The organism is Moraxella sp. CTOTU49803 (genome assembly GCF_032097965.1).
Classification (GTDB): Bacteria; Pseudomonadota; Gammaproteobacteria; order Pseudomonadales; family Moraxellaceae; genus Faucicola; species Faucicola tetraodonis.
In genome coordinates, this window is the sequence record NZ_DAMCJP010000003.1 from 34738 (window position 1) to 59917 (window position 25180).

Annotated in this window: 21 protein-coding genes and 2 tRNA genes (1 of these 23 cut by a window edge); 8 read left to right on the plus strand and 15 right to left on the minus strand. The window is 44.0% G+C overall.

From position 1 onward, the window contains the following. The 7 genes from RT422_RS05610 to leuS all read right to left on the minus strand — a co-directional run. A tRNA-Lys gene (locus RT422_RS05610) sits at positions 1-55 on the minus strand (it extends 121 nt beyond the left edge of the window). Positions 56-199: 144 nt separating this feature from the next. Next, a tRNA-Lys gene (locus RT422_RS05615) sits at positions 200-275 on the minus strand. 255 nt (positions 276-530) lie between these two features. After that, complete coding sequence (locus RT422_RS05620; protein WP_313421606.1) at positions 531-2513, minus strand: MacB family efflux pump subunit; 1983 nt, start codon at positions 2511-2513, stop codon at positions 531-533. Positions 2514-2591: 78 nt separating this feature from the next. Next, positions 2592-3902, minus strand: coding sequence for an efflux RND transporter periplasmic adaptor subunit (locus RT422_RS05625; protein ID WP_284034296.1), 1311 nt, complete (start codon positions 3900-3902; stop codon positions 2592-2594). A 277-nt stretch (positions 3903-4179) separates the two neighbouring features. Further along, positions 4180-5199 (minus strand): DNA polymerase III subunit delta, encoded by a 1020-nt coding sequence (holA, locus tag RT422_RS05630; protein WP_313421607.1) that lies wholly within the window; start codon positions 5197-5199, stop codon positions 4180-4182. 19 nt (positions 5200-5218) lie between these two features. Beyond that, positions 5219-5785, minus strand: a complete 567-nt coding sequence (locus RT422_RS05635) for a hypothetical protein (protein WP_062331376.1) — start codon at positions 5783-5785, stop codon at positions 5219-5221. A gap of 136 nt (positions 5786-5921) precedes the next feature. Beyond that, complete coding sequence (gene leuS, locus RT422_RS05640; RefSeq protein ID WP_313421608.1) at positions 5922-8582, minus strand: leucine--tRNA ligase; 2661 nt, start codon at positions 8580-8582, stop codon at positions 5922-5924. Between the two features lie 95 nt (positions 8583-8677). Here leuS and RT422_RS05645 point away from each other — a divergent pair, with 95 nt between their 5' ends. Continuing rightward, positions 8678-9031 (plus strand): Spx/MgsR family RNA polymerase-binding regulatory protein, encoded by a 354-nt coding sequence (locus tag RT422_RS05645; RefSeq protein ID WP_282849839.1) that lies wholly within the window; start codon positions 8678-8680, stop codon positions 9029-9031. Positions 9032-9115: 84 nt separating this feature from the next. On the opposite strand, the gene ccoP is transcribed toward RT422_RS05645, so the two are convergent. Genes ccoP through ccoN form a run of 4 tightly spaced genes read right to left on the minus strand, consistent with a single transcriptional unit; the run spans position 9116 to position 12564 of the window. Continuing rightward, positions 9116-10294 carry a cytochrome-c oxidase, cbb3-type subunit III gene (gene ccoP, locus RT422_RS05650; RefSeq protein ID WP_284034292.1) on the minus strand — a complete coding sequence of 393 codons (1179 nt, stop codon included), beginning with the start codon at positions 10292-10294 and terminating at the stop codon, positions 9116-9118. Continuing rightward, positions 10291-10464, minus strand: coding sequence for a cbb3-type cytochrome oxidase subunit 3 (locus RT422_RS05655; protein ID WP_065252991.1), 174 nt, complete (start codon positions 10462-10464; stop codon positions 10291-10293). The genes ccoP and RT422_RS05655 overlap by 4 nt, the downstream gene beginning before the upstream one ends. Beyond that, the gene (ccoO, locus tag RT422_RS05660) at positions 10464-11081 is read right to left on the minus strand and encodes a cytochrome-c oxidase, cbb3-type subunit II (RefSeq protein WP_050325700.1); all 618 of its coding nucleotides are present in this window, start codon (positions 11079-11081) and stop codon (positions 10464-10466) included. The genes RT422_RS05655 and ccoO overlap by 1 nt, the downstream gene beginning before the upstream one ends. Before the next feature lie 10 nt (positions 11082-11091). Continuing rightward, positions 11092-12564, minus strand: coding sequence for a cytochrome-c oxidase, cbb3-type subunit I (ccoN, locus tag RT422_RS05665; protein ID WP_096489165.1), 1473 nt, complete (start codon positions 12562-12564; stop codon positions 11092-11094). 523 nt (positions 12565-13087) lie between these two features. On the opposite strand from ccoN, the gene RT422_RS05670 reads away from it, so the two are divergent. Beyond that, positions 13088-13477 carry an SCP2 sterol-binding domain-containing protein gene (locus RT422_RS05670; protein ID WP_036597947.1) on the plus strand — a complete coding sequence of 130 codons (390 nt, stop codon included), beginning with the start codon at positions 13088-13090 and terminating at the stop codon, positions 13475-13477. A 35-nt stretch (positions 13478-13512) separates the two neighbouring features. On the opposite strand, the gene RT422_RS05675 is transcribed toward RT422_RS05670, so the two are convergent. Both RT422_RS05675 and RT422_RS05680 read right to left on the minus strand, forming a co-directional pair. Continuing rightward, a complete protein-coding gene (locus RT422_RS05675; RefSeq protein WP_284034290.1) occupies positions 13513-13785 on the minus strand; it encodes a hypothetical protein in 273 nt (90 codons plus the stop codon). Positions 13786-14080: 295 nt separating this feature from the next. Beyond that, positions 14081-15058 carry a hypothetical protein gene (locus RT422_RS05680; protein WP_284034289.1) on the minus strand — a complete coding sequence of 326 codons (978 nt, stop codon included), beginning with the start codon at positions 15056-15058 and terminating at the stop codon, positions 14081-14083. A 479-nt stretch (positions 15059-15537) separates the two neighbouring features. On the opposite strand from RT422_RS05680, the gene RT422_RS05685 reads away from it, so the two are divergent. Both RT422_RS05685 and lolD read left to right on the plus strand, forming a co-directional pair. Then, on the plus strand, positions 15538-16773 hold the full coding sequence (locus RT422_RS05685; RefSeq protein WP_284034288.1) for a lipoprotein-releasing ABC transporter permease subunit: 1236 nt from the start codon (positions 15538-15540) through the stop codon (positions 16771-16773). A gap of 9 nt (positions 16774-16782) precedes the next feature. Continuing rightward, positions 16783-17460 (plus strand): lipoprotein-releasing ABC transporter ATP-binding protein LolD, encoded by a 678-nt coding sequence (gene lolD, locus RT422_RS05690; RefSeq protein WP_284034287.1) that lies wholly within the window; start codon positions 16783-16785, stop codon positions 17458-17460. Here the strand turns inward: lolD and RT422_RS05695 are convergent. Beyond that, positions 17457-18281: a YdcF family protein gene (locus tag RT422_RS05695; protein ID WP_284034286.1), complete on the minus strand. Its 825-nt coding sequence runs from the start codon at positions 18279-18281 to the stop codon at positions 17457-17459. The two genes, lolD and RT422_RS05695, sit on opposite strands and share 4 nt — an antisense overlap. Positions 18282-18383: 102 nt before the next feature. Here RT422_RS05695 and RT422_RS05700 point away from each other — a divergent pair, with 102 nt between their 5' ends. The 4 genes from RT422_RS05700 (at position 18384) to RT422_RS05715 (ending at position 24136) form a co-directional block, all read left to right on the plus strand. Then, positions 18384-21272 carry a ComEC/Rec2 family competence protein gene (locus tag RT422_RS05700; protein WP_313421610.1) on the plus strand — a complete coding sequence of 963 codons (2889 nt, stop codon included), beginning with the start codon at positions 18384-18386 and terminating at the stop codon, positions 21270-21272. Between the two features lie 91 nt (positions 21273-21363). Continuing rightward, positions 21364-22446, plus strand: a complete 1083-nt coding sequence (gene sppA / locus RT422_RS05705; protein ID WP_313421611.1) for a signal peptide peptidase SppA — start codon at positions 21364-21366, stop codon at positions 22444-22446. A 2-nt stretch (positions 22447-22448) separates the two neighbouring features. Then, positions 22449-23372, plus strand: coding sequence for an alpha/beta hydrolase (locus RT422_RS05710; protein WP_312116394.1), 924 nt, complete (start codon positions 22449-22451; stop codon positions 23370-23372). Between the two features lie 29 nt (positions 23373-23401). Beyond that, positions 23402-24136 carry a type II CAAX endopeptidase family protein gene (locus RT422_RS05715; RefSeq protein WP_313421612.1) on the plus strand — a complete coding sequence of 245 codons (735 nt, stop codon included), beginning with the start codon at positions 23402-23404 and terminating at the stop codon, positions 24134-24136. A 17-nt stretch (positions 24137-24153) separates the two neighbouring features. On the opposite strand, the gene dusA is transcribed toward RT422_RS05715, so the two are convergent. Then, positions 24154-25122, minus strand: coding sequence for a tRNA dihydrouridine(20/20a) synthase DusA (gene dusA, locus RT422_RS05720; RefSeq protein ID WP_313421680.1), 969 nt, complete (start codon positions 25120-25122; stop codon positions 24154-24156). Positions 25123-25180 lie beyond the last annotated feature (58 nt).

Sequence of the window (25180 nt, forward strand, 5' to 3'; positions counted from 1 at the left end):
AACGCGGGACCAATGGATTAAAAGTCCACTGCTCTACCAACTGAGCTAACGATCCTGAGAAGCGTTAAGAAAACGTCTGGGAGACGTTTTTAGCTTCGCAAGAGCAAATCTATGATTTGCTAAAGCATTAAAAAATTGCAAAGCAATTTTGATTTCACAAGTCAAATTCATAAAATGACATTGTCAAACTTTTACAATATGGTGGATCGTCCGCGACTCGAACGCGGGACCAATGGATTAAAAGTCCACTGCTCTACCAACTGAGCTAACGATCCAAAACTTTTAAGGCAATCAAAAACGATTTTTCACGTTTTTATTTTGGCTATTGCCGTTAAGTGAGTGCATATTATACGCATTAAATCTTGGTTTGCAAGCATTTTCGCACAATTTTTTTAACTAAAGATTGGCATCAAAATAGAGTCATAAATTCATCGACTTATCATACCTTTAACTTATTCAGCTTTGATTAGATAAGTCTAATTAGATAGGTATTGACGAGCTAGATGATGACTAAATAGGTGATAAAACTTTTATTCACCACCTGATAAGGCATCAACAGGATTGAGTCTCGCGGCATTGCGCGCCGGAATAAACCCAAAAACCACACCAATGAGAGTGGAACACACCACCGCCGCTACAATGGAAGTGGTTGAATACACCACTTGGAAATTACCCCCTGCAAATTTGTTAATTAAAGCGCCGATAGCAAACGCTAGGCTAATGCCTAAAATCCCGCCCAAGATACACACCAAAATCGCTTCTATCAAAAACTGCTGCATGATATCAGATTGTCTTGCACCCACTGCCATGCGCACACCAATTTCACTGGTACGCTCGGTGACTGAGACGAGCATGATATTCATGACGCCAATACCCCCCACAATCAACGAAATAATGGCTATCGATGAAATCAATAATGTCATCGTGCCTGTGGTGGATTCAATGGTCTGGCGAATTGAATCAGAGTTTTGAATACGAAAGTCATCGGTGCCGTGTCGCTGCTCTATCAAATCAGAAACGGCTTGCTCAGCGGCACTAGACGAGATAGTATTTTTTAGTAGCACAATAAAACTATCTACATGACTGGTGCCAACCATTCTACGCATCACAGTGGTATAAGGCATATACAGGGTAGGGGTGTCTGAACTTGGACCAAAAGCTTGCTCAGATGGCTGCAGCACACCGATGACACGAGCGGGCACACTACCCACCAACATCACTTCACCAATGGGGTCACTGACATTGGCAAAAAAGGCAGTTTTTGCATTATCATCAATAATCACATCTTGGGTCATGGAGGTGATACTATTGTCATTAAAGGTTTGCCCAAGCGCGAGTTTTTCTCCTTTCACCGTTAGATAATCTTTGCCCACGCCACTGACATTCACAGAAGCTTCTGTTTCACGGTAACGGGCGGTGGCGCTATTGCTGCTGACTTGTGGACTAACGCTTTGCACATACGGCTGTTCTGCAACAGCATTGGCATCGGCATCTGTTAAATTATCATCATGGTATTTACGGCGAGGGTCACCAAATTTATAGCCATCTCGTATGGTTAAAGTATTAGTGCCTAAGGAGCTGATATCATTGAGAATTTTTTGTTGAGAACCTTGCCCTAGACCCACTACCGATACCACAGAGGCAATACCGATAATAATACCTAGCATGGTTAACAATGTGCGCATTTTATGGGCTTTCATCGCCAAAACGGACATCTTAAAGGCTTCAGATAATCGGTCTAAAAACGCGGTAACACCAGATTTTTTGGCAAAATTTAGGTGTTGAACTTCAGTGGTTTTATCAAATCTATTATCGGTATAATAATCTTTAAGAATCTGTCCGTCTTTGATTTCGATCACGCGTTCGGCTTGGGCAGCGATGGAAGGATCGTGGGTCACCATAATGATGGTATGACCTTGGCTATTTAGATTTTTCAAAATTGCCATCACGTCTTTACCCGATTGGCTATCTAAAGCCCCAGTCGGTTCATCTGCCAAGATAATATCGCCACCATTCATTAACGCACGAGCAATAGACACACGCTGTTGTTGACCACCGGAGAGTTGGCTAGGGCGATTTTGGGTTTTTGCCGCCAGACCTAAGTCGTCTAACAATTGGGTGGCGCGCGCTTCACGTTGCCGCACAGGCATCCCTGCATACACGGCAGGGACGGCGACATTGTCTTGGGCATTAATGTCACCAAGTAAATGATAGCGCTGAAAAATAAACCCAAAATGCTCACGGCGAAGCTCGGCAAGTTCGTCTGCGGTGAGTTTGTCCACCGCTTTGCCATAGATGTGATAACTGCCCGCAGTCGCCTGATCTAGGCAGCCTAAAATGTTCATTAAGGTGGATTTACCCGAGCCTGATTGACCAATAATTGCCACCATTTCGCCTTCATAAATGGTCAAGTCAATCCCATGTAAAACCCGAATTTTTTCATCACCTGCAGGAAATTCGCGGATTAAATCCTTCACTTCCATGACAGGTTGTTTGGTGTCTTGCGTTATCATCAGCCGTGTATCTCAAAGTTAGCATGCGTCATAGGTTATAATCAACGTTTACAATCTAGGGTTATCATCTACCGATGACTACATCATCGGTGGACCACCCTTATTTTTAGACGATGAACTTGATTTACTCACCGTTGCTTGACCCACAACCACCTTATCACCTTGGTTGACGCCGCTAAGAATTTGGGTGGTAATACGATTGGTGACGCCTGTTTTGACCGCTTGTTTTTTGGTAGTACCATCAGCTTGTACGACTTCGACATAACTGCCCATTTTAGGGTCAGTTTTGATTGCCGCCGCCGGTACGCTAAGCACATTACTGACTTTATTTTCAACAATATAGACTTGCGCTGTCATGTTGATGCGTAGCGCGCCATCGGGATTGGGGACAGTAAAATAGCCAATGTAATAAATTGCTGAATCCGTTGACGTCGATGAATCACTGGCGGTAGTACCATCGGGCGCAGGTCCAATGGTCGACAGCGTGGCTTGGTATTTCTTATCTGGGCGTCCAATGATATTGAAATAAACAGGCAACCCTACTTTTAGGTTAACGACATCGGCTTCTGATATTTTGGCTTTCACGCGCACACTACTCAAATCTGCCAATGTCACAATGGTGGGGGCTGATTGATTGGCGTTTACTGTTTGCCCTTGTTTGGTGGTGATAGAAATCACCGTGCCTGACATTGGGGCAACAATTTGGCTATATCCAAGATTTTTTTCAGCCGTATTGACGTCCGTTTGCGATTTTTTTATGGTTTGTTGTGCACTCACAATATCGGCTTGCGATGAGGCAATATTTGCTTGGGCAGTCGCAATCGCTTCTTTGGCGCTGTCTACATTGGCTTGCGCTGTTTTGACAGCGGTATCTGCTTGCTCCAGCTCTTGTTTGGAGATGGCATTCATGGCAAGCAAGGATTTTAGGCGATTGTATTCTGTTTGCGACTGTTGCAAGGTTGCTATTTTACCTTTCAAGTCGGCTCGCGCTGTGGCAAGCGCGGCTTGTTTGGTCTGATAGGCGGACTTGGTACTTTCCAAATTCGCTTTGCTTTGCTGTAAGGTAGCCTGCTGCGTGGTTAAGGTATTTTGCAGGGTAACTGGGTCAATTTGAGCAATCACATCGCCCTTTTTAACCGTATCACCCACTTCAACATACAATTTTGTCACTTCCCCTGACACCTGAGCGCCCACATCCACTTGTTTAATGCCTTCAATTTTGCCCGTGGACATCACACTGTTTTCAATATCGCTACGTTCGACATTGGCGGTGATGTAATTGGGTTTTTGGGGTTTGGGTTTAAAGTACCAATAAGCTAACGCTGCCAGCGAAATAACGATCAAACTTAAGATTGCCCATTTGAGCCATTTTTTTTGGGTAGCGGTCATCGTGCCAAGCCTTATCAAGGGATAAACAATTGAAAAAAATTAAATAAATACAGCTTTGTAACAGGGAGTATTAAAAGCTAAATGAGAATAAATTGCAATAAAAATAGGTAATTCGCAAGGATTCTGAATTATAACCACATAATTTTACTGGATTATAAAATAAATGTTATGAGTAAGAAAAACGCATTAAAAATTTGGGGGGTGGTGGATTGTACGGTGGTTTGATAGGCGTGCTGTTTGAAAGGTTGCAAAGGCTGCGGAGCATTTTTAAAAGCAATTAGTGAAATAACGGTTGACCCGCTAGGCGAAAAGCGAGTTGGTAGAGCAGCTCCCAAGCCGGTTGTTGCAACAGACCTTTGATGGCTTGGTCGGCTTGGTACAGCGCATCCGACCAGTTTCGGGTAGCGTCATGGGAATGACGATGCAGGGCTTTACTATACAGCTGTTGCTTGCTTTGCCAAATGCCGAGGCTTTGATAGCTTGCCCCTGATTGCAAGCTTAAAATATTGCGCATATCTTTGGCTATCATCCATAATACCAGACTCTCTGGTTCTTCACTGGCTTTGAGTTGCTGCAAGATTTTTGCAACCTGCGCGGTATCACCTGCCAACATGGCATCCGATAGATCAAAGGTGGTAAACATAGATTGACTCACCAACCCATCAAACAGGTGAGGCTCATCGATGGTCACAAAATGGGTAGGATGATTCGCATCTGTTGTAGCATAAAGATAGGAGAGTCGCCACAGACTTTGGTAAGCCGCTAGCAAATTGTGCTGAGTTTGTGCCATCAGCATTTGCCAAGCGGGTTTGGTGAGTTCGAGCCCAAAGTCTTGCGCGTGTTGCTGTAACAGTTGTTCGCGTTGCTGCTCTTGATAAAGATGGCATTCAATGACTTGACCAAATTTATCGCAAAGCGAATAAAACGCGCTGCTTTGGCTTTTTTTATCGTATTTATCACTGATAATGACTAAGCAATTGCTCGGATTGCTGGTCGCAAATTGTTCTAATTCTGCTAACGCCTCTTTATCGGGTTTATGATTACCGTGAACGATAATGGCTTTGTGGTCGTCAAACAGTGACAGACTGCTTAGCTCTGCCAAAATCGCTTGCCATGATTTGGCGCTGGTAATATCCATGCGCGAAATTGCCATATTATGCTGCCGCCAATTGGGCGACATTTTTTCAATCAGCCACTGTGACAGCAAATCTTCATCGCCATGCATTAGCCACACCCCAGTGGCGGGGGATTGCCTATTTTTGAGATGTTGAAAAGCATTTAAAAAATTGTACTGCATCAGCGTGTTATCAATTAGGTTAGGGGGTAGTGGCGGTCGGCACTTTGGTGATTTTTGGAAGGCTCAGTGCGACATATTGGTCAGCAATACGCTGCGCCAGGTTGTCATACAACCATACTTTAATTTGCTCTGCTTGGGGATTGTCAGTGGCTACCACGCCTTGGTCATACTGATAGCTGCGCTGTACTTGAATCGTATTGGTCAGCGTGCGGGGTTGACCATTTTCAGTGGCGCGATAGCTTACCTCTGCGCTTATTACCATACGAATTTCGGTCAAAATACCGCGTAGCTGGTAGTTTTGCAGGCGAATGTTTTTGACTTCAATACTGGCAGGCAAGGCGGTATTTGATTGGTTGGCTGCCTTGTTATCAATCACCCTATCTTGGGTGTTAATGCTCAGCTGGTCGAGTTGTTTTTTTAACGCATTTTTAACCGCATAGGCTTCTGGGCTATTGTGAAAAATCAGCTCAGTGGTCGGGATATTTTGTGACATGGGCGCGTCATACCCGCGTAGATGAAAACCACAGGCAGGTAGCTGCGTCAGTAACACACTGCTTAGGAAGATACGAAGAAATGGCTGATTCATATAGTTACCTGTCTGTTAGTTACCCATCTATGATTGTCGGTATTGCTTGTGATAACACTTTATTATGAAGCTTCAAGTTATTATAAAGCTTTAAGGTCAAAAAGGGCTTAGGTTGCCAATAAGCCCTTATAATCAATTAGGCTTTTACCACAATATTGACCAGTTTATTGGGCACCACGATTTCTTTGACGATATCACCGGTGATAAATTTAGCGACGCTGTCGAGTTGTTTCGCTTCGGCTTTTAACCAATCGCTGTCACTGTTTGGCGCCACATCCATTTGACCACGGATTTTGCCGTTGACTTGCACCACCATGGTGATAGTGTCTTGTACCAAGGCTGAAGTATCAACGGTTGGATAGGTTAGTGTCATCACATCAATCCCTAAATCCTCAAGTAGGACTTCTGCCATGTGCGGCGCGTACATGGTGAGCAAAGTCAATAACGTCACCAGTGCTTCATTGGCTACTGCCAAATCGCTGTCTGAACGAATGTCAAACGCAGTGAGTTCGTTCGACAATTCCATTAAAAATGACACAGGCGTATTGAGTGCCAAGTTTTTGCCAAACGCGTCATCTAATTTGCCGATCGTATCATGCGTTTTACGACGTAGATTTTTAGCGGCTTTACTAAGCGACTGGGCGTCACTCACCGATAGCGTTGCTGCAGTTAATGATTGTTGTGCCAATGTTTCGCCATGCTCGATGGTATAACGCCATACTTTTTTCAAAAAGTTATACGGACCTTTTAGACCGTCGTCAATCCATTCAAGCGTCTGGTCGACAGGCGCGGTAAACATGGTGTAAAGTCGAACCGTATCTGCGCCATATTGATCAATGGTCGCTTGTGGGTCGACACCATTGTTTTTTGACTTCGACATTTTTTCGATTTTGCCAATTTTGACAGGCTGACCATCGGCTTTTAAGGTCGCTTCGATGGGCTGACCTTTGTCGTTGTAGCGGATATCGACTTCTTCTGGAAAGTAATAGGATTTGCTACCATCGGCATTTTCGCGCAGATAAGTACCCGCCAAGACCATGCCTTGGGTGAGTAAATTAGCAAAGGGTTCATCACCCTGCACTAAGCCTTCATCACGCATAAGTTTATGGAAAAAACGCGCATATAGTAAATGTAACACGGCGTGCTCAACACCGCCCACATATTGATCCACAGGTAGCCACTTATCGGCGGCGACTTTATTAATCATCCCATCGGTATAATTGGGTGAGGCAAAACGCGCGTAATACCAGCTGGATTCTACAAAAGTATCAAAGGTATCGGTTTCACGTTTGGCAGGCTTACCGCAACATGGGCAGTTGACATCGGTAAATGAAGTAAGATTGTTGAGGGGATTGCCACGTCCATCGGGCACTACATCTAAAGGTAATACCACAGGCAGCTGATTTTCAGGAACAGGCACTGTACCGCAGTCGGCGCAGTTGATCACCGGAATTGGGCAACCCCAATAACGCTGGCGAGATACTCCCCAATCACGTAGCCGATAATTAATGGTTTTTTTACCCAAGCCTTTTGGCTCAAGTTGGGTTAAAATTTTGTCAAAGGCTTGTTTAAAATTTAAACCGTCTAACTCACCCGAGTTAATAGCCACGCCATTTTGCTTATCGCCATACCAGTCTTGCCAAGTGGTCGCATCAAACTGTTGACCTTGCTTGTGGGGTTCGTCTAGGTCAATCACTTGTTTGATAGGTAACTGGTATTTATTGGCAAATTCAAAGTCGCGTTCATCATGCGCAGGGACTGCCATGACAGCGCCAGAACCGTAGCTCATTAAGACGTAGTTAGCGACCCAAACAGGCACTTGCTGACCGGTCAACGGATGGATGACAGTCAGACCCGTATCCATACCCATTTTTTCAGCTTTGGCTAAGTCTGCTTCGGCAACTGAGCCTTTTTTGCAGGCTTCAATAAAGCTTTGTAAGGCAGGATTGGTCGCGGCCGCGTGTTTTGCCAGTGGATGCTCAGCTGCCACCGATACATAAGTCACGCCCATTAAGGTATCTGGGCGGGTAGTGAATACATCTAGGGTTTTTTCTTCACCATTTAAGGTATAGGGAAAATGAATTTCCATGCCTTCAGAGCGACCAATCCAGTTGCGCTGCATGGTAATCACTTGCTGTGGCCAATGACCTTCCAGCTTATCCAAATCATTTAACAGCTCGTCTGCATAGGCGGTGATGTTAAAGTAGTACATGGGGATTTCGCGTTTTTCAATTAGCGCACCTGAGCGCCAACCGCGACCATCCACCACTTGCTCATTGGCAAGGACGGTATTATCAACAGGGTCCCAATTCACCGTTGAGAGTTTTTTGTATACCAAACCTTTTTTGAACAGTTGTACAAATAGCCATTGTTCCCACTTGTAATACTCTGGCGTACAAGTAGCAAATTCACGTGACCAGTCAATCGATAGTCCTAATGATTTAAGCTGTGCGCGCATGTTATCAATGTTTGAAAACGTCCACGCAGCAGGGGCAACAGCATTGGCAATCGCTGCATTTTCTGCAGGCATACCAAACGCATCCCAGCCCATTGGCTGCAATACTTCATAACCTTTTAACCGATAGTAACGGCTCAACACATCACTAATCGTGTAGTTGCGCACGTGCCCCATATGCAGCTTGCCACTGGGGTAGGGAAACATAGACAGCAAATAACGTGACGGCTTATCAGATGCCGCATTATTTACTTGATAGCGATTTTGCTGTTCCCATTTTTGTTGTTGGGCGGGCTCAATCTCTTGGGGTTGGTATTGACTGGTTAAAGCTGAATTACTCATAATGGTCTGAATTTGCAGTATTTGAATGGGAAGGTATTTTAAGCCCCATAGCATAGCGTAAAACCGTAAAAATTGCGATAAAAAAAGGAGCCAATATGAGCATCACCATCTACGGTATCAAAAATTGTAGCACCATGAAAAAGGCGTTTGATAAATTAACTGCACTGGGTTTGGAGTATGAATTTTTTGACTATAAAAAACAGGCGATAAATAAACCGACATTAGCACATTGGGTCGAAACAGTTGGTATCGACAAAATCATGAATAGCAAAGGCACAACCTACCGCAAACTTAGCGATGCGCAAAAAGCCCAAATAAAGCAAGATGTGGATGCTGCTTTAGATATGATGGTGGCGCAACCAAGTATGATTAAGCGCCCGATTGTCGTCTCAAACAATGAGTTAATCATTGGTTTTGATGAAACTGCCTTTGAAAAACTAGGCATGTAAAACTAGGCAAGTAAAGAGGCACAAATCAATCGCCAATAAAAAAGCGAGTGATTAAAACTCGCTTTTTTAAGTGGCTGGTAAAAATTATTTTACCGCACTAGCAACCGCAGATTTTACCGCATTTGCAGTTTCAACTGGGGTAGAGGCTGCACCACGTTCTTTATTGACGATAGTTTGTGGCGTCATCACAGAAGCGTCTTGTTTGTGATCGCTTAATGAATAAACATACGCTGCCAATAACATAATACGCTCGTTACCTAGTTTGGTATCCCAATGTGGCATCACACCGGCACGACCATTACGTAACGTCGTACGAACCGTTTCACGGTCGCCACCATATAACCACGTGTCATCCGTAAGGTTCAACGCACCTACATCATGGTTACCTTTGGCATCTTTACCGTGACATACCGCACAGTTGGTATCAAAAATAGCCTTGCCTTGATTAACCAAAGTTTGGTTCAACTGACCATTTTCTTTTGAGCCATGACCGGGTGATAGTGATAATACGTATTCAGCTGCAGCGCGAACACCGTCTTCACCAATCTGCGCTTTCCAAGCTGGCATACCACCGACGCGACCATGATTTAGGGTTAACAAGATTTTATCGGGTGTACCGCCATAAATCCAGTCATTGTCCGTCAAGTTTGGATAACCGGGTGCACCATGCGCTTGTGAGCCATGACACACTGAACAGTTTTGTAAGAACAAACGCTGACCAATTTTAATCGCTTGCGGATCTTGAGAAAGTTTTAGAACGGCAGGTGCCAGCCCTACAATACCTTTATCAATCTGCGATTTTAATTCGGCATTCGGTTCTGTATTTTTAGCTTGCTGTGCTTGTAATTTAGCAAGGCTATCAATTTGCGCCGTTACTGCTTTGTCTTTTAAGATTTTATCATTGAACGTGCCAGTAAATACGGCATTATTGCGCTCAAGATCGGATGCTAATTCATTAGCACTGGTCCAAGGAACATCTTGACCATCTACTTTTACCGTAGTGATACCTTTCCATGAGCCTGGCATTACTGATGGGAACAATAGCATGTATAGTAGTGCCCAAGCTAATGTACCCCAAAAGATTGCTAACCACCATTTTGGTAATGGACGGTCAAACTCTTGGATACCATCGTATTCATGGCCTGTAGTACCGTCATCCGACATTTTTGGGCGATAACCCAATACACCGACTAACCAGCACAAAATCCAAGCCCAACAAGCGATGGAAAATAGGGTTATCCAAAAACTCCAAAATCCACTCATTTTTTATCCTTATTGCGTTGTGATGCTTCTGTTAGGTCTTCGTCATCTAACGCAAGTTTTGCATCTTCTTCAAACCGTTTGCGATTCTTTGGCGAGTAAGCCCACCAAACAATCGCAATAAAAGCGATAAACGCTGCGACCGTTGCGATACTGTGTAATGTGCCCAACATTAACGTTGACCTTTCATTGCAGTGCCCAGTTGTTGTAAATATGCAACAACAGCATCGAGCTCAGTTTTACCTTGTACCGCATCAGGTGCACCTGCAATATCAGCATCGCTATATGGCACACCAAAATGGTCACGGAATAGACGCATTTTTGCTTGTACTTCTCCAGGGTTAACGTCATTTTTTGCTAACCAAGCAAATGATGGCATCACAGACTCAGGTACCAATGATTGTGGGTTAATCAAGTGTTCACGTTGCCAGTCATCAGAATAGCGTCCGCCCACACGCGCAAGATCAGGTCCAGTACGTTTAGAACCCCATAAGAAGGGATGATCCCAAGCGGATTCAGCTGCGCGCGAGTAAGGTCCATAGCGTTCCACTTCAGCCCGAAGAGGACGAACCATTTGGGTATGACAGACGTGACAACCTTCACGAATATAAATATCACGACCCTCTAATTCAAGTGCGGTCCATGGCTTCATATTGGGCAAAGGTTGGTTAACCTCTTTGGTATAAATCAATGGCACGATTTCTACCAAAGTTGCAAAACTAATAGCTACAACGATTAGGATAACTAAAAGACCCGTGTTTTTTTCAATAATTTCGTGATTGAGTTGCATGAGTCTCTCCTTAAATCTGTTTTGCGGTAGCAGTTTCTACTACAGGTGTAGTGGTATCCGCTACTTCAACAGTTTTAGTGCTTGGCATCGTGATAGTTTTGTAGACGTTGTAAGCCATGACTACCATACCTGTGACATACAATAAACCACCAAATGCACGACCAATGTAAGGATAGTGCGAGAACAAGACAGTATCAACGAAACTATATACCAGCGTTCCATCTGGATTTGTAGCACGCCACATCATACCTTGACCAATACCTGAAATCCAAAGCGATACGATGTAGAAAATAGTACCTGCAGTAGCCAGCCAAAAGTGCGTGGTGATTAAATCAGTTGAATACATTTTTTGTTTGTTCCAAATACGTGGAATCAATACATATAATGAACCAACCGTAATCATACCAACCCAGCCTAACGCACCAGAATGTACGTGACCTATCGTCCAGTCAGTATTGTGGGATAACGCATTGACGGTTTTGATTGACATCATTGGACCTTCAAACGTTGACATCGCATAGAATGACAGTGCAACAATCAAGAAACGAATAATAGGGTCTGTGCGAAGTTTATCCCAGCTGCCAGATAAGGTAAGTACACCATTAATCATACCACCCCATGAAGGCGCAAATAAAATGATAGAAAATACCATCCCTAAAGACTGTGCCCAGTCAGGGAGTGCTGAATAGTGAAGATGGTGACCACCCGCCCACATATAAGACGCAATTAACGCCCAAAAGTGGATAATAGATAAACGATAGGAGTAAACAGGACGACCGATTTGTACAGGCACAAAGTAATACATCATACCCAAAAACGCGGCTGTTAAGTAAAAACCTACGGCGTTGTGACCATACCACCATTGCACCATAGCGTCAGTCGCACCGCCAAACAATGAATATGATTTCCAAAAGCTCAGAGGGATTGACATACTATTGACAATATGCAGTAACGCAATGGTCAAAATAAATGCAGCAAAGAACCAGTTAGCAACGTAGATATGCGAGGTTTTGCGTTTCAATAACGTACCAAAAAACACAATAGCATAAGATATCCACACCACGGCAATTAAAATATCAATGGGCCATTCAAGCTCAGCATATTCTTTGGCTGAGGTTAAACCCAAGGGTAGGGTAATAATTGCGCCAACAATAACAAGATTCCATCCCCAAAAGGTGAACCAGGCTAGATAAGGTGCGAATAAACGCGTTTTACACGTTCTTTGAACGATATAATATGAAGTTGCGAATAACGCACAACCACCAAATGCAAAAATCACCGCGTTGGTGTGCAATGGACGCAAGTGGCTAAATGTTAGCCAAGGGATACCAAAATTGAGGGCAGGCCATGCCAATTGTGATGCAATGAACACCCCAATTGCCATACCGATAATACCATATACTACCGCCATGATTGAGAACAACTTAATGATGTCCACTTCATAATCATCGGTAATAGGTATTGCTGTGTTTTGTAAATTCATTCGATGATTTCCTTTACAGCCTATATTATCAACAAGTTTAAGCAGAAATCTCCTTTGTGCCTGTCAATAAAACTATCCGGTCAGAGGCGTTGGCACTAGTTATTTTTTTATAAGATAGGCTAACTGTTTAGTGGCTAGTTTCACGATGAATTTTAAAGAAATTAGCGGCTAAATCTTGACGCAAAACAGTAAATTTACAAGCAGTAAAATAGGCTCAAACTCACGATTCTCACCAAGTATTGTAACTTAATCTTTGCTAAATATCATCTAATGTAACGTTCATAGCGCAAAAAAAAATTACACACCAACTATTATAATATGAAAAATAAAAAAAACCATGTAAATTGTGGGGATTTTTTTAACATGCCATACACTATCTAGTAACAATGCTAAAAATGGTTAACCGAGCGCCATTATCGTTGTTCTAGAAATAGGTTTATTATGGGTTAGAGAATTGCCATTCATACAAAATCTCGGTAAGATGCACAAGTTTTAATACAACTAACGATAATGAGGATTTAAAATGGCTAAAATTTTAACACAAGAATGGTTTGACAAAGTTGACGAATTAACCAATAAAGCAGGTGACCTAAATCTACCACCTGCGATTAAAAATATGTCAATTAATTTACAAGTCACAGATAGCGACAATCAAGAAGTCAATGCAGCTTTTTATGATGGGACAATTCATCAGGGTTTGAAAGATGGCGCTTTAACCACCTTAAAACTTGATGCCGATACCTTAAAAGCAATCTTTTTAGACCGTGATATGAACCGTGCAATGGAAGCCTTTATGTCTGGCAAAATCCGCGTCGAAGGCGATATGGGACAATTAATGTCTATCCAAACTGCAAGCCCAAGCGCTGAGCAAAAACAGCTTTTCAAAGACATCTTAGCCAATACACAAGTGTAATCGGGCTTATCAAATAATTTAGGATATTGCGCGCATTATCCGTGTGTTAACCGAAATATCACTAACACCCCGAGTACAAAGAAAATCATCGATAATATTCGGTGATTTTTTTTATCGCGTGCTTGGGTGGGGTACAGTAGCAAACCTGTGGTATAAACCATCAGACCATTGACTGGGCTAGTTTGAGTGGCTAAGGTGGTTAGGGTCGTTTGAGCAGATAGTGGGAGTGGGCTGTGATTTACCAATCCAGTCTGGGCTTGGATAGCGTCTGAAGTAGAATCTGCGGATTTAGTCGACTGATTTGGCATGGGTCATCTTCCCAAAATAACTGATATAACACTCATAAACGTTAGCGGCTGATATTGGGTAGGCGGTTGAGACGCTATAGGATTTATGACTGAGCCGCTATAGAATTTATGACGTTGATTGATAAAAATTGATTAAAATCAAATTTAAAATAACGATAATATAAAATTATAGTCAATTCAATGAATTAAATAAAATAACGCGCAAAATTTACATTTATTTACAAAATAATAAAGCCACTGTCATAGTCGGCAGTGGCTTCGAGAAATTTAACCAATGATTTTAGCGGGGAAAGGCTTAAAACGCTCTATAATTGGTGGCTGCTTTTTTCTGATTTTCCATAAAAATAGCGCCCTGTAGCCAGATGTTGGCTTGAATATAGTCATTGACTTGAATGGTTGAGTCGATGTTATCGGCGTTGACCGCTAAACGAATAACAACAGGATTATCAAGGCTTTCACGTAATATCACCACATCAAGCAATACAAATTCAACGCCATTAAAGCTGGCAGTCTGTTTGCCAATAATTTGACCTTGACACCAAGCTTCATCTTGTTGACCGATGGTTTCACCAAATAAATAAGCACACATGTGTCCTACGTTGATTTCAATTGGCTCCAGCGGCAAGTCGTTTTCGCTAGGTTGCCAAGCGGCGATTTGGGCTTCAAGGTCTTTTGGCGCAACGTTATTATTTTTGGTCAAAATATCATTAAAAGCGCGGTGATAGCGAATCGCTTCAGGGTCATCAACCACAATGGTTTCTGAGCGGTTACTCAAGCTTACGTTGTAAGCAAATGCACTCAGATTGATTAAGTAGCGGTGATTTTTTTCATAGTTGTGCGCATTGATGGCATAATACTGGTCAAATACATACAGCACGGTATTGTCATCAGTTTTTAAGCGCAAAATTGCCTCTATCTGATTGTCACATTTATAGACACCTTCAATAGTGACCCATTGCCCATAAGGACTATTGACACAAGGAAACGCATTAATCAAACGTTTGGGTGAGCGATTGCTATCAATTTCAATCACTTGATTGACATGAATTGGCTGATTACCCGATAGTAAAATATGCGAAGACGTGGCGTTGGTAGTCTTTAGTGGGGTAGGCATGGTGGCAGTATCGATATGCGATTGCAACCAATTTGGGACGTCATCGGGAATATTGTTGGTAAAACATGACCAGTGATCTGCATGACCAACCACTTGATCACAGTTTAGGCTAATCGTACTGGGGGCATTTGAAGAAGGGGGTTGGTGGGTATTGGTCATAAGACGTCCTTTAAGTAACAACAGGTTTATCAGTAACAACAGGCTTATATTGCAAACAAACTTAATAAACTAAACAGCTGTCACGATATTTATCAAAATTTTAATGATTACATTATCAGCTATCAATAGGCTAATATCAGCCTTCAAATCATCCCGATTAAATCAACGAGTATCAGCTATTAACCTATCTTTTATCAATGGATTAACCCTTGATTAAGCAGGGATGAAATTTAATTCTGCTATGTTAATGGGGACATGCAGAATTTTTTCACCTTATTTTGCTTAAAACATCCACAATTTATTGCGCGGATATGTTTGATTCTGCGAATTTTTAGCAAAATTGCAAAAAAACTTTTGCCAAAACGGTAAAAAAGTGTGTCAGACTAACACGCTTTTAGCAGGCATGAATAATAGTTTTGAAATAAGCTATTTCATTGCCTGCTGGTATCATCAAAATAGTGATAATTTTTAGGAATGCTATGTTTCGACCGTTGGCTTTGTTTTTAGGATTACGGTATACCCGTGCTGAGCGAAGTAACCGATTTATTTCTTTTATTTCTTTGATTTCAATGGTGGGTTTGACGCTTGGCGTCGCCGTGCTCATTACCGTGTTATCGGTGATGAATGGCTTTGACCGCGAACTCAAGAGTCGAATTTTGGGCATGGTGCCGCAAGCCACCGTCACTGCCAGTGAAATTATCCCAGATTGGCAGACGCTGGCACAAACGATTCAAAAAAACCCCAAAGTTGAAGCCGTTGCGCCTTTTATCCAATTACAGGGTATGCTCACCGCGAATGGACAAGTTGCAGGTATCATGGTGACCGGTATTGAGCCAAGCTATGAGAAAAAAGTCTCGATTATTCACCAGCATATGGAGAGTGGTAGTGTCGATAGTCTAAAAGCAGGTCAATTTGACATTGTGATTGGCAAGCAAATGGCGGATTCACTGGGGGTGAAACAAGGCGATATGGTTACCTTAGTGTTGCCAGAAGCTTCGCCATCGCCTGCTGGCGTGATTCCGCGCTTTAAGCGTTTTACCGTCACTGGGGTGTATGACATCAGCCCTGAAGTCAACAACATTATGGCATTCATCCCGATGAATGATGCGGCTACGTTATTGCGTCTGCCTGCGGGAGCACAAGGTATTCGCATGAAGCTAAAGGATTTGTTTGCCGCACCACAAGTGGCTCAGCAAGCCGCGAGCATTGCACCCAATATGCTTATGCCTAGTGACTGGACATCGACGCATGGGAATTTATTTGGTGCCATCCAAATGGAAAAAGCCATGGTGGGGTTATTGCTGTTTTTGATTATTTTGGTTGCTGCATTTAACATTGTCTCATCCTTGGTGATGCTGGTGACTGATAAAAAGGCGGACATCGCGATTTTAAAAACTTTTGGTGCATCGCCTAAGCTCATCACCCAAGTGTTTATGGTGCAAGGATTGTTTATCGGGGTGATTGGTACCGTTGCGGGAACTATTTTGGGCGTGATTTTAGCGTTGACCGTGAGCGATGTGGTAGGCGGTATCAATAATTTATTTGGGTTACATTTATTTGATGCCTATTTTGTCAACTATTTACCGTCACAACTTGAATGGAAAGACGTATCCATCATCGTGGCGGCCTCGCTGGTAATAAGTTTTGTGGCAACCATTTACCCAGCACGCCGAGCAGCTAGCATTCAACCGGCTCAAACATTACGTTATGAATAGGAGTGAGCCATGACGGCGATTTTAACAGGAAACAATATCACCAAGACCTATCAAGATGGTAAAACCACCACGAATGTGCTCAATCATTTGGATATCAGTATTAACAGTGGCGAGCGCATCGCCATTGTTGGCACTAGCGGGTCGGGTAAAAGTACCTTGCTACATATCTTAGGTGGCTTAGATGTGCCGACCAGTGGGGAAGTTTGGTTACATGGGCAACGCATCAATGATCTGAATGAAACCCAGCGCGGTGAGCTTCGTAATCAGCATTTGGGCTTTATTTATCAGTTTCACCATTTGTTAGCGGAGTTTACTGCCATTGAAAATGTGGCAATGCCGCTATTGATGCGAAAATCAGTGCCAATTGCAACGGCGCGTCAACAGTCTATTGAATTATTGGAAAAAGTAGGACTAGGGCATCGGCTGACCCATCGCCCAGGCGAGCTGTCTGGCGGCGAACGTCAACGGGTGGCGATTGCTAGGGCGCTAGTGACAAAGCCTTCATTGATACTGGCAGATGAGCCCACAGGGAACTTAGACTACGCCAATGCACAGGCGGTTTTTGAAATCCTATCAGAGCTACAAAAAGATTTTAATACCGCGCTGTTGATGGTCACCCATGACCGCCAATTGGCACAGTTGGCGGATAAGCAATTAGCCTTACAAAATGGTACGTGGGTGGCTTAATACTCATCGAGTAGCCAACCGCTGATAAAAGCAAAGTATTCGCGAAACCACACATTTGGACGGATATACCAAGGGGTGTCAGACCCGACCACCTGTAAATTGGTATATCCTTGTCGTTTACCAATAAGGCTTGCGCGCAAGGTGTGAAAATCACTGGTGACTGCGATTATCGGTTGATTTAAGGCAATCCCTTGCTGCGCTAGAATCTTTTTACTATGGATAAAATTAAGCTCGGTACTGGTGCTGTGTTCTTCAAGCGCAATATGCGCCAAGCTGATGCCATAGGTGTCATGTAAATAGTCCGCCATCGCTTTGGCTTCACTGACATCCTCCCCCGCATCAAAACCACCACTGGTTATCACGAGTGCGTTTGCAAAACGTTTGATGACTTCAGAGGCTTTATCCAAACGCAGTTTTACCGCATCGGTCGGCTTATTATCTTTTGTTCCGCCACCTAAGACAATAATCGCTTGCGCTGCTTTAGGATGGTTATCGGTGTTAAAGTGCTGTTTTAAATAGCTGACAAAGACACAAAAACTTATCAACCATACAAAAAATAGTAGCCAAACCAGCTGCCATAATTTTTTTAATGACGGCTGTGACGCCAAATAAAGTTGGATACGCTCCCAATATATCGCATGGCCTAAAAAAATTAGCCCTATGCCCAATGGCACTAGGGTGCCAATATGAAAAACACGATTGGCTAGCAATAGCCCACAGTCAACAACCAGTATCAATCCTGCAATCCCTAGACTGATTTGAATACTTTTTTTCCCTACGGCTAAGGTATTGTCATTGCCGCTAATCAATTGAGTCAACATCGATTAATAATTTCCAAAAATTGTTATTTGTTTTACTATATCGTTCATTCGATAATTGTAAGGGAAGTAGCGTGCTATCGCTATCTTTATCAAGGATGAAACATGATTTGGCTCATCACGGTTGCCAGTTTGTTGGGTTTTTTAGTGGTAAATACACTAGCAAATCAACCCTGGATGATAGGTTCTGCGCTAACAAGTTATGAGATAGCCAGTTATGATGCAAAAATTTGGTATGTTTTATCAGTAGCCCTGTTGATAGCGCTGCTAATCAATGTAGGTTTATACCATGGCTGCAACCGTAAACAGCTAAGAAGAGCATCGCCAAACCCTGCATTCGCCTACCGTTTTGCCTTACCGTTATTATCAAGCTTTATCTTTTTGCTGACGCTCATGTTGAGCGCCAGTTATGGTTTATATCATTATAAGCTGTATCAAAACACGTTATTGCCCTCAGCGCTCACAGTGGATGCCATCGTTGAATCGCATCAGATCAGCGATACGCTGAGCCAAATAAGCCCATTATCAAATGATAATGCCCTAATTGGCAATGGTTTCATCAAACAAATCCTGCAAGTCCGCGTTGATGAGGGCAGCGATGCTGATGCATCGTCATCAACCCCCCGGCCACCGCTAACGGCACTGATTAGCGCTAACATCAAAGACAACCCTGATTGGGAAGCAACCTTGTCGCAGTTAAGACCTGGCATGCAGCTTAACGTAAAATTACAGCTTGAGCCCATTGCACAGCGTAAACCTACAAGCTTACCCAGCAATGCCAAACCGCTCATGCTAGGATTTGATGAAGCGCAATGGTTAAGGCAGCGTGGGGTGCAAGCAAAGGGAGTGATCATCGGTATTGAAAAAAATAGCCTACGGGAATTTAACCCATCTCATGTCAAAGACCGTATGGTTATTGCTATCGAACAATTGCGCTGGCAACTACGCCAAAAAATCCTCGATAATTTGCATAGCACCCTGCTGAAACAATCCACCGCTATAGTCAATGCTAAAAACGATACTGCCCAACCCGTGCTTCAAACTTCTGGTCAAACTTCTAGCCAAAGTTCTAGTCAGAATGGTAGTCAAAGTTCAATTCAGAGCGCTATCCAAAGCCATGCAATCTTATTGGGACTGTTAACCGGTGATAAAAGCCTAATGGATAGCGACCTTAAGAATCGCTATCAAATCACGGGGATTAGCCATTTATTGGCAATTTCAGGCCCGCATGTGCTGATGCTAGCTTCTATCGTATCTGTTTTTGTATTATGGATTTTTAAGTGGCTTGCGCCGCAGTTGTTGGTCAAATTACCGAGTAGTTTATTGGTACTCTGGGTGAGTGTAGTGATGGCAGGGTTTTATGCGCTGCTGGTGGGTTTTGAAATACCTGCCCAGCGGACATTTTGGATGCTGTTACTGCTCACGCTGTCGAAACAGTTATTGGTTAATTTTTCTGCTTATCGGCTGCTGGCTTGGGTTGCGTTAGGCATGATTTGGCTAGAACCGACGGCAGTCGGGCAAGCAGGGTTTTGGTTGTCCTTTGTGGCGGTGGTTTTACTGTTAAAATTTAGCGAGACAATAGGGACAGTTAGCGCCATTGAAATTAAGGATGTTAGTCAGTTACTAGCGCCTACTGCACGCAGCGATGTGCTGAGTGGTTTTGTTAAAATCATCAGCCATCAATTCAAGGCGTTATTAAAACTGCAAATTTGGCTATTTATTTGGATGCTGCCCATCGTGGTGTGGTTTTTTGGCAAAGTATCGGTTATTGGCATCTTGGTAAACTTGCTAGCCGTACCATTTTTAGGCTTAGTGATTGTACCCTTGGATATGTTGGCAGGCGTCGTTAGTTGGCTACCTGTGGTAGGGGATTGGCTGAGTCAAATCATTTGGTCGATGCTAACAACCCTGCTCAATGTATTTCATCTTTTGCTCAATCAACTTATCGACACGGGTGTTGCCAAACAATCATTTTTTGCCTTGTCACAAACGCAGCTTGCCCTGTGTTTGTTAATTGCACTACTGGGGTTGTTAAAAGGCTTGTTGCCTAGAATGCTTATGTTGCCACTGGCTATGCTATTGATATTATTGCCACTGCAGCAGCGCAGCTTAAATAACAACAAACCGACTCTAGCAGTTGGTGATAACCCTAAACTGGTAATTAGTTTGTTAAAGAAAGGCGATGATAGCTGGCTTATTTTGTCCGATAACCAAGTCAAAGCCGCTCAGGCGGATAAACCCAATTTTTTGAAAACCAAACCAGCTATCCGTAATGTTGCAGTTGATGAAGAAATCAGTTCGCTGTTGAACCGTGATATTTATCCGCTGTTGGCAAATCAGCAGGTTCACCGATTAACTGGGGTGATTAGTCAAACGCCCAGTGTCCGCGTCAATGAGCTGGTGCAACAACTTGCCACCAATCTACCTGTTCAAGCCTACTGGCTGGCTGGGTATGATGTCGAACACAGCAGGCTTGATGTGACAGATAAGACTGTATCTACAAGTTTTCGTGCGATTACACCCCGCAGCTGCCAAACCGCCCAACGTTGGCAAAAAGATGGCTTGGAAGTGACAGCGGTGTCGGGATGGCACTTGGATTTAGCCTTAACCGACGAGCAAAAGCTAGCGACCCAAACCTGTTATATTCACATCCGTTTCAAGGCGCCAACCAGCAAACCCTACGATGTGCTGATATTGGCAGGTAATAGCGATATCCCCATGCAAATGACTGAAAAATTATGCACGGTATCGGCGACGCACTTACTGATTCAGCCCTATAATTTATCCATTAAACCATCGTGGCTAGCATTGACAAAACCTTCCTTACTGCATGTGGTCACAGGCGCGTATAAGTCGCAAAAACTGGGCGAAGATAGCCAATTATCACTGACTAGTTGGTCAGTGGATAACCCTTCCGACCACTCGTTCGAAGTCCTATATGCCGATCAAATGGGCGCGGTAATGTACGCGCTCGCCCCAGATGATACGGACTGATACTTGACGATTTGGCTACAAGGCAGTGATTGTAATTTTGACCGCTTCCCCCTATCATGGGCGGTAAATTACCTATTGCAAAGGAACTTTTATGTCAGATAATTGGCCACCCGATCCCAACCAACCCTCACAGTCAAAGCCACCTGTTCAACCAAACCATGCACAAAACTTGCCACCCAATGCGCCATACGCAGGCAAAGAATGGCAATTGCTAGAAAAAACCCTGATGGCAAGCCTTGTGGAGCAGCGCCGTGCAAGACGCTGGGGTATTTTCTTTAAGCTTATCACCTTGGGGTATGTGCTACTATTTGGCGCGGTAGTGGCAAAAGGCTGTAGTGGCTCTGCCAAAAGTAGCATGAGTGATATCGATATGAGCAAACCGCATTTAGCCGTCGTCGATGTCAAAGGCGTTATCAGCAGCGACAATGAAGCCAATAGTCAAGCGGTGGGCGAAGCATTGACGGAAGCGTTTAACAACGACCAAGCGCAAGCGGTGGCGTTACGCATCAACTCACCGGGTGGTTCGCCTGTACAATCCGATGAAATCTGGCAAACCATGACCGAATTGAGAAAAGCCCATCCTAACAAAAAACTGTATGCCGTTATCGAAGATATGGGTGCTTCGGGCGCGTATTATATCGCATCTGCGGCAGATGAAATTTGGGTCAATCCCTCAAGCTTGGTCGGCTCAATTGGCGTGATTATGCCAAGCTACAATGTCCAAGGTTTGATGGATAAACTAGGCGTTAAAGATGGCACCATGACAGCCGGTGCGCACAAAGATATTTTAAGCATGAGCCGCCCGCTCTCCGAGTTTGAGCGCCAACATGTACAAGGTGTCCTTGATAACACCCACGCCCATTTTATCAATGCTGTCAAACAAGGTCGCGGCAATCGCCTCAAAAACCCTGACGCCAATCAGCTTTTTTCTGGGTTATTCTGGAGTGGTGAGCAAGCGATTAATCTCGGTTTGGCAGATAAAAAAGGCGGCATCAGCACCCTTGAGTCTCAGCTAAAACTAGACAATGTCGTGGAATATAACCCAGAAGACCCGGTGAAAAAAGTGTTGGGTAAATTTGCCAGCCAAATCGGCTATGGGTTTGGCGAAACGGTCTCCAAAGGCTTTGCCAGCCAATTAACCCACGCGGCTGCAAATGACAAAGGGATGCAATAACCATGTCATCTAAGACGAGCCAGCATCCTTTAGCTACTGGTTTGCCCTCTGCGCCAACGCTAGCGACAGGCATACAGGGCATAACAGCGATAGCAGAGGCAGGGCAAAAACCCTTGATACACTTTGCACATGCCAATGGGATTCCATCACGAACCTATCAATCTCTGTTTGATTTGCTGAGTGATGAATTTGATATTGTCTATATTCCAGCGTTAGGCATTGACCCGCGTTATCCGGTTGACAATCATTGGCAAAAACTGACCCAACAAGTGATTGATAGCATCCAAGCGCACTTAAGCGCCCGCGGGCAAACCAAGGTCATCGGGCTAGGGCATTCGCTTGGTGCATTGTGCACGCTGCAAGCCAGCTATGAGGCGCCCGAGCTATTTAGCCAAGTGATTGCCTTAGACCCACCGCTCATTCATGGCTACTATTCGATGGCACTACATTGGGCAAAACGCTTTAGCCCACGGTTGGTAGATAGGCTCACGCCTGCAGGTCTATCAAGCCATCGCCGTGACACGTGGCCAAGCCGTGAAGTCGCCTACGAGCATCTGCGGCATAAGGCATTCTATCGATACTTTGATGAGCGCTGTTTTAATGATTTTATTCGTTATGGCTTGACTGATACGGCAGATGGCCAAGTGACGCTTACCATTCCAAAAGCGGTGGAAGTAGCGGTGTTTCGCACTAATCCCTCACTTTACTGGCAAAAACCTAACCATCCGCCGGCTGTCCCTGCCAAGCAAATAATTGGTAAAGACAGCCTGTTTCTCAAACGAGGGTTCCCTGCGCTGGTCAAACAGCGTATGGGCATTGATTTTGAAGTGCATGAAGGCGGACATATGTTCCCGTTAGAATACCCAGCCAGTACGGTTGAACGAATCAAAGCGCTTATTCACTCAGTCAATCATGATATCCGGTAACAATACAAATAGCTATTAAAGGGTTTAATGTGCAAAATTTATCATTACAGCCTAGTACCCCCATCTACGATTTGCCAAAGACCATTGTGCTATCTATGGTGTTATTAGCGGTGTTTTTTGCCAGTCAATTGATTGGCGTGGTGTTATTTGCACCATGGGTGCTACAAGATGCCGCAAATTTGGATATCGCTGAACAAGTGTTGCAGGGCAGTGAAAACGGCACCTTAATGAGTCTAGCGCTAGGCTTTACCTTAGCCATGGTGCTCGGCTGCGTTTATTTGTTTATCCGATTTAAAAACAGCCGTATCAAAGATTATCTTGCCCTTAATCCCTTTACTTGGTATCAGTTGTTACAATGTAGCGCGCTGCTGATTGTGCTGAACATTATCATCAATCTAGTTACCGTCTGGCTGGGTCGCGAGCCCATGATGTTTATGGACAATCTTGCTGAGTCCGCACATCCACGGTGGCTGCTTGTGCTGGCGATGGTGGTATTTGCGCCGATTTATGAAGAAGTGATATTTCGCGGGTTTATGTGGACAGGGCTTGCCAGCTCAAAGCTTGGTATGTGGGGCGCCAGTGTGCTAACTAGTATTGTATTTGCGGTGATTCATATGCAATACGGGGTGGTCGAGTTGTTGGGGATTTTTTGTCTAGCGATGTTATTTAGCTATGGGCGTATCATGTCAGGGTCACTGTTATTGCCTGTGGTGTTGCATATGATGAATAATGGCTTGGCGATGTGGCAGTATTTATACAGTTAGTCTTTTTTAGCTAACTTTTAACCCTCATTCAACGCCAATACCGATTCACCCGCTTCACGAACTTGGGCGACCGAGAGGGATTTTTGCCCGCTAAGCGCCTGACGCCATTTACGACTGCCTGTCAATCCTTGGAACAAGCCCAAATAATGGCGCATAATGACCGTCAATGGTGTGCCACGCGCGTCACTGGCTGCCAAAAAATCCAGTAATTGATAAAAAATATCCGCTCGGCTAGGTACTGGCTCGTCCCACAGCTGCATGGCTTCGGCTAGAATATAAGGGTTGTGATAAGCTTCACGCCCAATCATCACACCATCGACTTTCGTCAGATGGGTTTTGATGTCATCAATAGTGGTGATACCGCCATTGATTTCCACGAATACATCGGGAAAATCCTGCTTTAAGCGGTACACATCCTCATAGCGAAGGGGCGGAATTTCACGATTTTGTTTAGGGCTTAAGCCTTGTAGCCAAGCGGTGCGCGCATGGACGATGACATGCTGACAACCTGCTTTCACCACATGATCTACAAAATCCGCCATAAACTCATAACTATCAAAATTATCAATGCCAATGCGATGCTTGACAGTGATGGGAATATCCACCGCATCACGCATGGCAGAGACAATATCTGCCACCAATTTGGGCTCTGCCATCAAGCACGCCCCGATTTTGTAATGTTGTACCCGATCGGACGGGCAGCCGACATTTAGGTTAATTTCATCGTAACCATAGTCCTGTCCGATTTTTGCACAGCGCGCCAATTCGTCAGGATTTGAGCCGCCAAGCTGAAGCACCAAAGGATGTTCATTGGGATAAAATCGCAGCTGATAGTCTGTATCTCCCTGCAATATCGCCGAGGTACTGATCATTTCAGTATAAAGGTAACTATAAGGATTGAATAATCGAGCAAAGTAACAATAATCGCGTGTACTCCAATCAATCATCGGTGCGGTGGACAATCGTTTATGCTGCATTGTGGTCATAGGCAGGGTTATAGGCAGTGTCATAGGCAAATATTCAAAAAAAGTGGCTAATCTATAG

What these genes read in the sequence shown, in the direction of transcription:
- RT422_RS05620 (WP_313421606.1), bottom strand. Translation starts at nt 2,513, where the DNA reads ATGATAACGCAAGACACCAAACAACCTGTCATGGAAGTGAAGGATTTA.
- RT422_RS05625 (WP_284034296.1), bottom strand. Translation starts at nt 3,902, where the DNA reads ATGACCGCTACCCAAAAAAAATGGCTCAAATGGGCAATCTTAAGTTTG.
- holA (WP_313421607.1), bottom strand. Translation starts at nt 5,199, where the DNA reads ATGCAGTACAATTTTTTAAATGCTTTTCAACATCTCAAAAATAGGCAA.
- RT422_RS05635 (WP_062331376.1), bottom strand. Translation starts at nt 5,785, where the DNA reads ATGAATCAGCCATTTCTTCGTATCTTCCTAAGCAGTGTGTTACTGACG.
- leuS (WP_313421608.1), bottom strand. Translation starts at nt 8,582, where the DNA reads ATGAGTAATTCAGCTTTAACCAGTCAATACCAACCCCAAGAGATTGAG.
- RT422_RS05645 (WP_282849839.1), top strand. Translation starts at nt 8,678, where the DNA reads ATGAGCATCACCATCTACGGTATCAAAAATTGTAGCACCATGAAAAAG.
- ccoP (WP_284034292.1), bottom strand. Translation starts at nt 10,294, where the DNA reads ATGAGTGGATTTTGGAGTTTTTGGATAACCCTATTTTCCATCGCTTGT.
- RT422_RS05655 (WP_065252991.1), bottom strand. Translation starts at nt 10,464, where the DNA reads ATGTTGGGCACATTACACAGTATCGCAACGGTCGCAGCGTTTATCGCT.
- ccoO (WP_050325700.1), bottom strand. Translation starts at nt 11,081, where the DNA reads ATGCAACTCAATCACGAAATTATTGAAAAAAACACGGGTCTTTTAGTT.
- ccoN (WP_096489165.1), bottom strand. Translation starts at nt 12,564, where the DNA reads ATGAATTTACAAAACACAGCAATACCTATTACCGATGATTATGAAGTG.
- RT422_RS05670 (WP_036597947.1), top strand. Translation starts at nt 13,088, where the DNA reads ATGGCTAAAATTTTAACACAAGAATGGTTTGACAAAGTTGACGAATTA.
- RT422_RS05675 (WP_284034290.1), bottom strand. Translation starts at nt 13,785, where the DNA reads ATGCCAAATCAGTCGACTAAATCCGCAGATTCTACTTCAGACGCTATC.
- RT422_RS05680 (WP_284034289.1), bottom strand. Translation starts at nt 15,058, where the DNA reads ATGACCAATACCCACCAACCCCCTTCTTCAAATGCCCCCAGTACGATT.
- RT422_RS05685 (WP_284034288.1), top strand. Translation starts at nt 15,538, where the DNA reads ATGTTTCGACCGTTGGCTTTGTTTTTAGGATTACGGTATACCCGTGCT.
- lolD (WP_284034287.1), top strand. Translation starts at nt 16,783, where the DNA reads ATGACGGCGATTTTAACAGGAAACAATATCACCAAGACCTATCAAGAT.
- RT422_RS05695 (WP_284034286.1), bottom strand. Translation starts at nt 18,281, where the DNA reads ATGTTGACTCAATTGATTAGCGGCAATGACAATACCTTAGCCGTAGGG.
- RT422_RS05700 (WP_313421610.1), top strand. Translation starts at nt 18,384, where the DNA reads ATGATTTGGCTCATCACGGTTGCCAGTTTGTTGGGTTTTTTAGTGGTA.
- sppA (WP_313421611.1), top strand. Translation starts at nt 21,364, where the DNA reads ATGTCAGATAATTGGCCACCCGATCCCAACCAACCCTCACAGTCAAAG.
- RT422_RS05710 (WP_312116394.1), top strand. Translation starts at nt 22,449, where the DNA reads ATGTCATCTAAGACGAGCCAGCATCCTTTAGCTACTGGTTTGCCCTCT.
- dusA (WP_313421680.1), bottom strand. Translation starts at nt 25,122, where the DNA reads ATGACCACAATGCAGCATAAACGATTGTCCACCGCACCGATGATTGAT.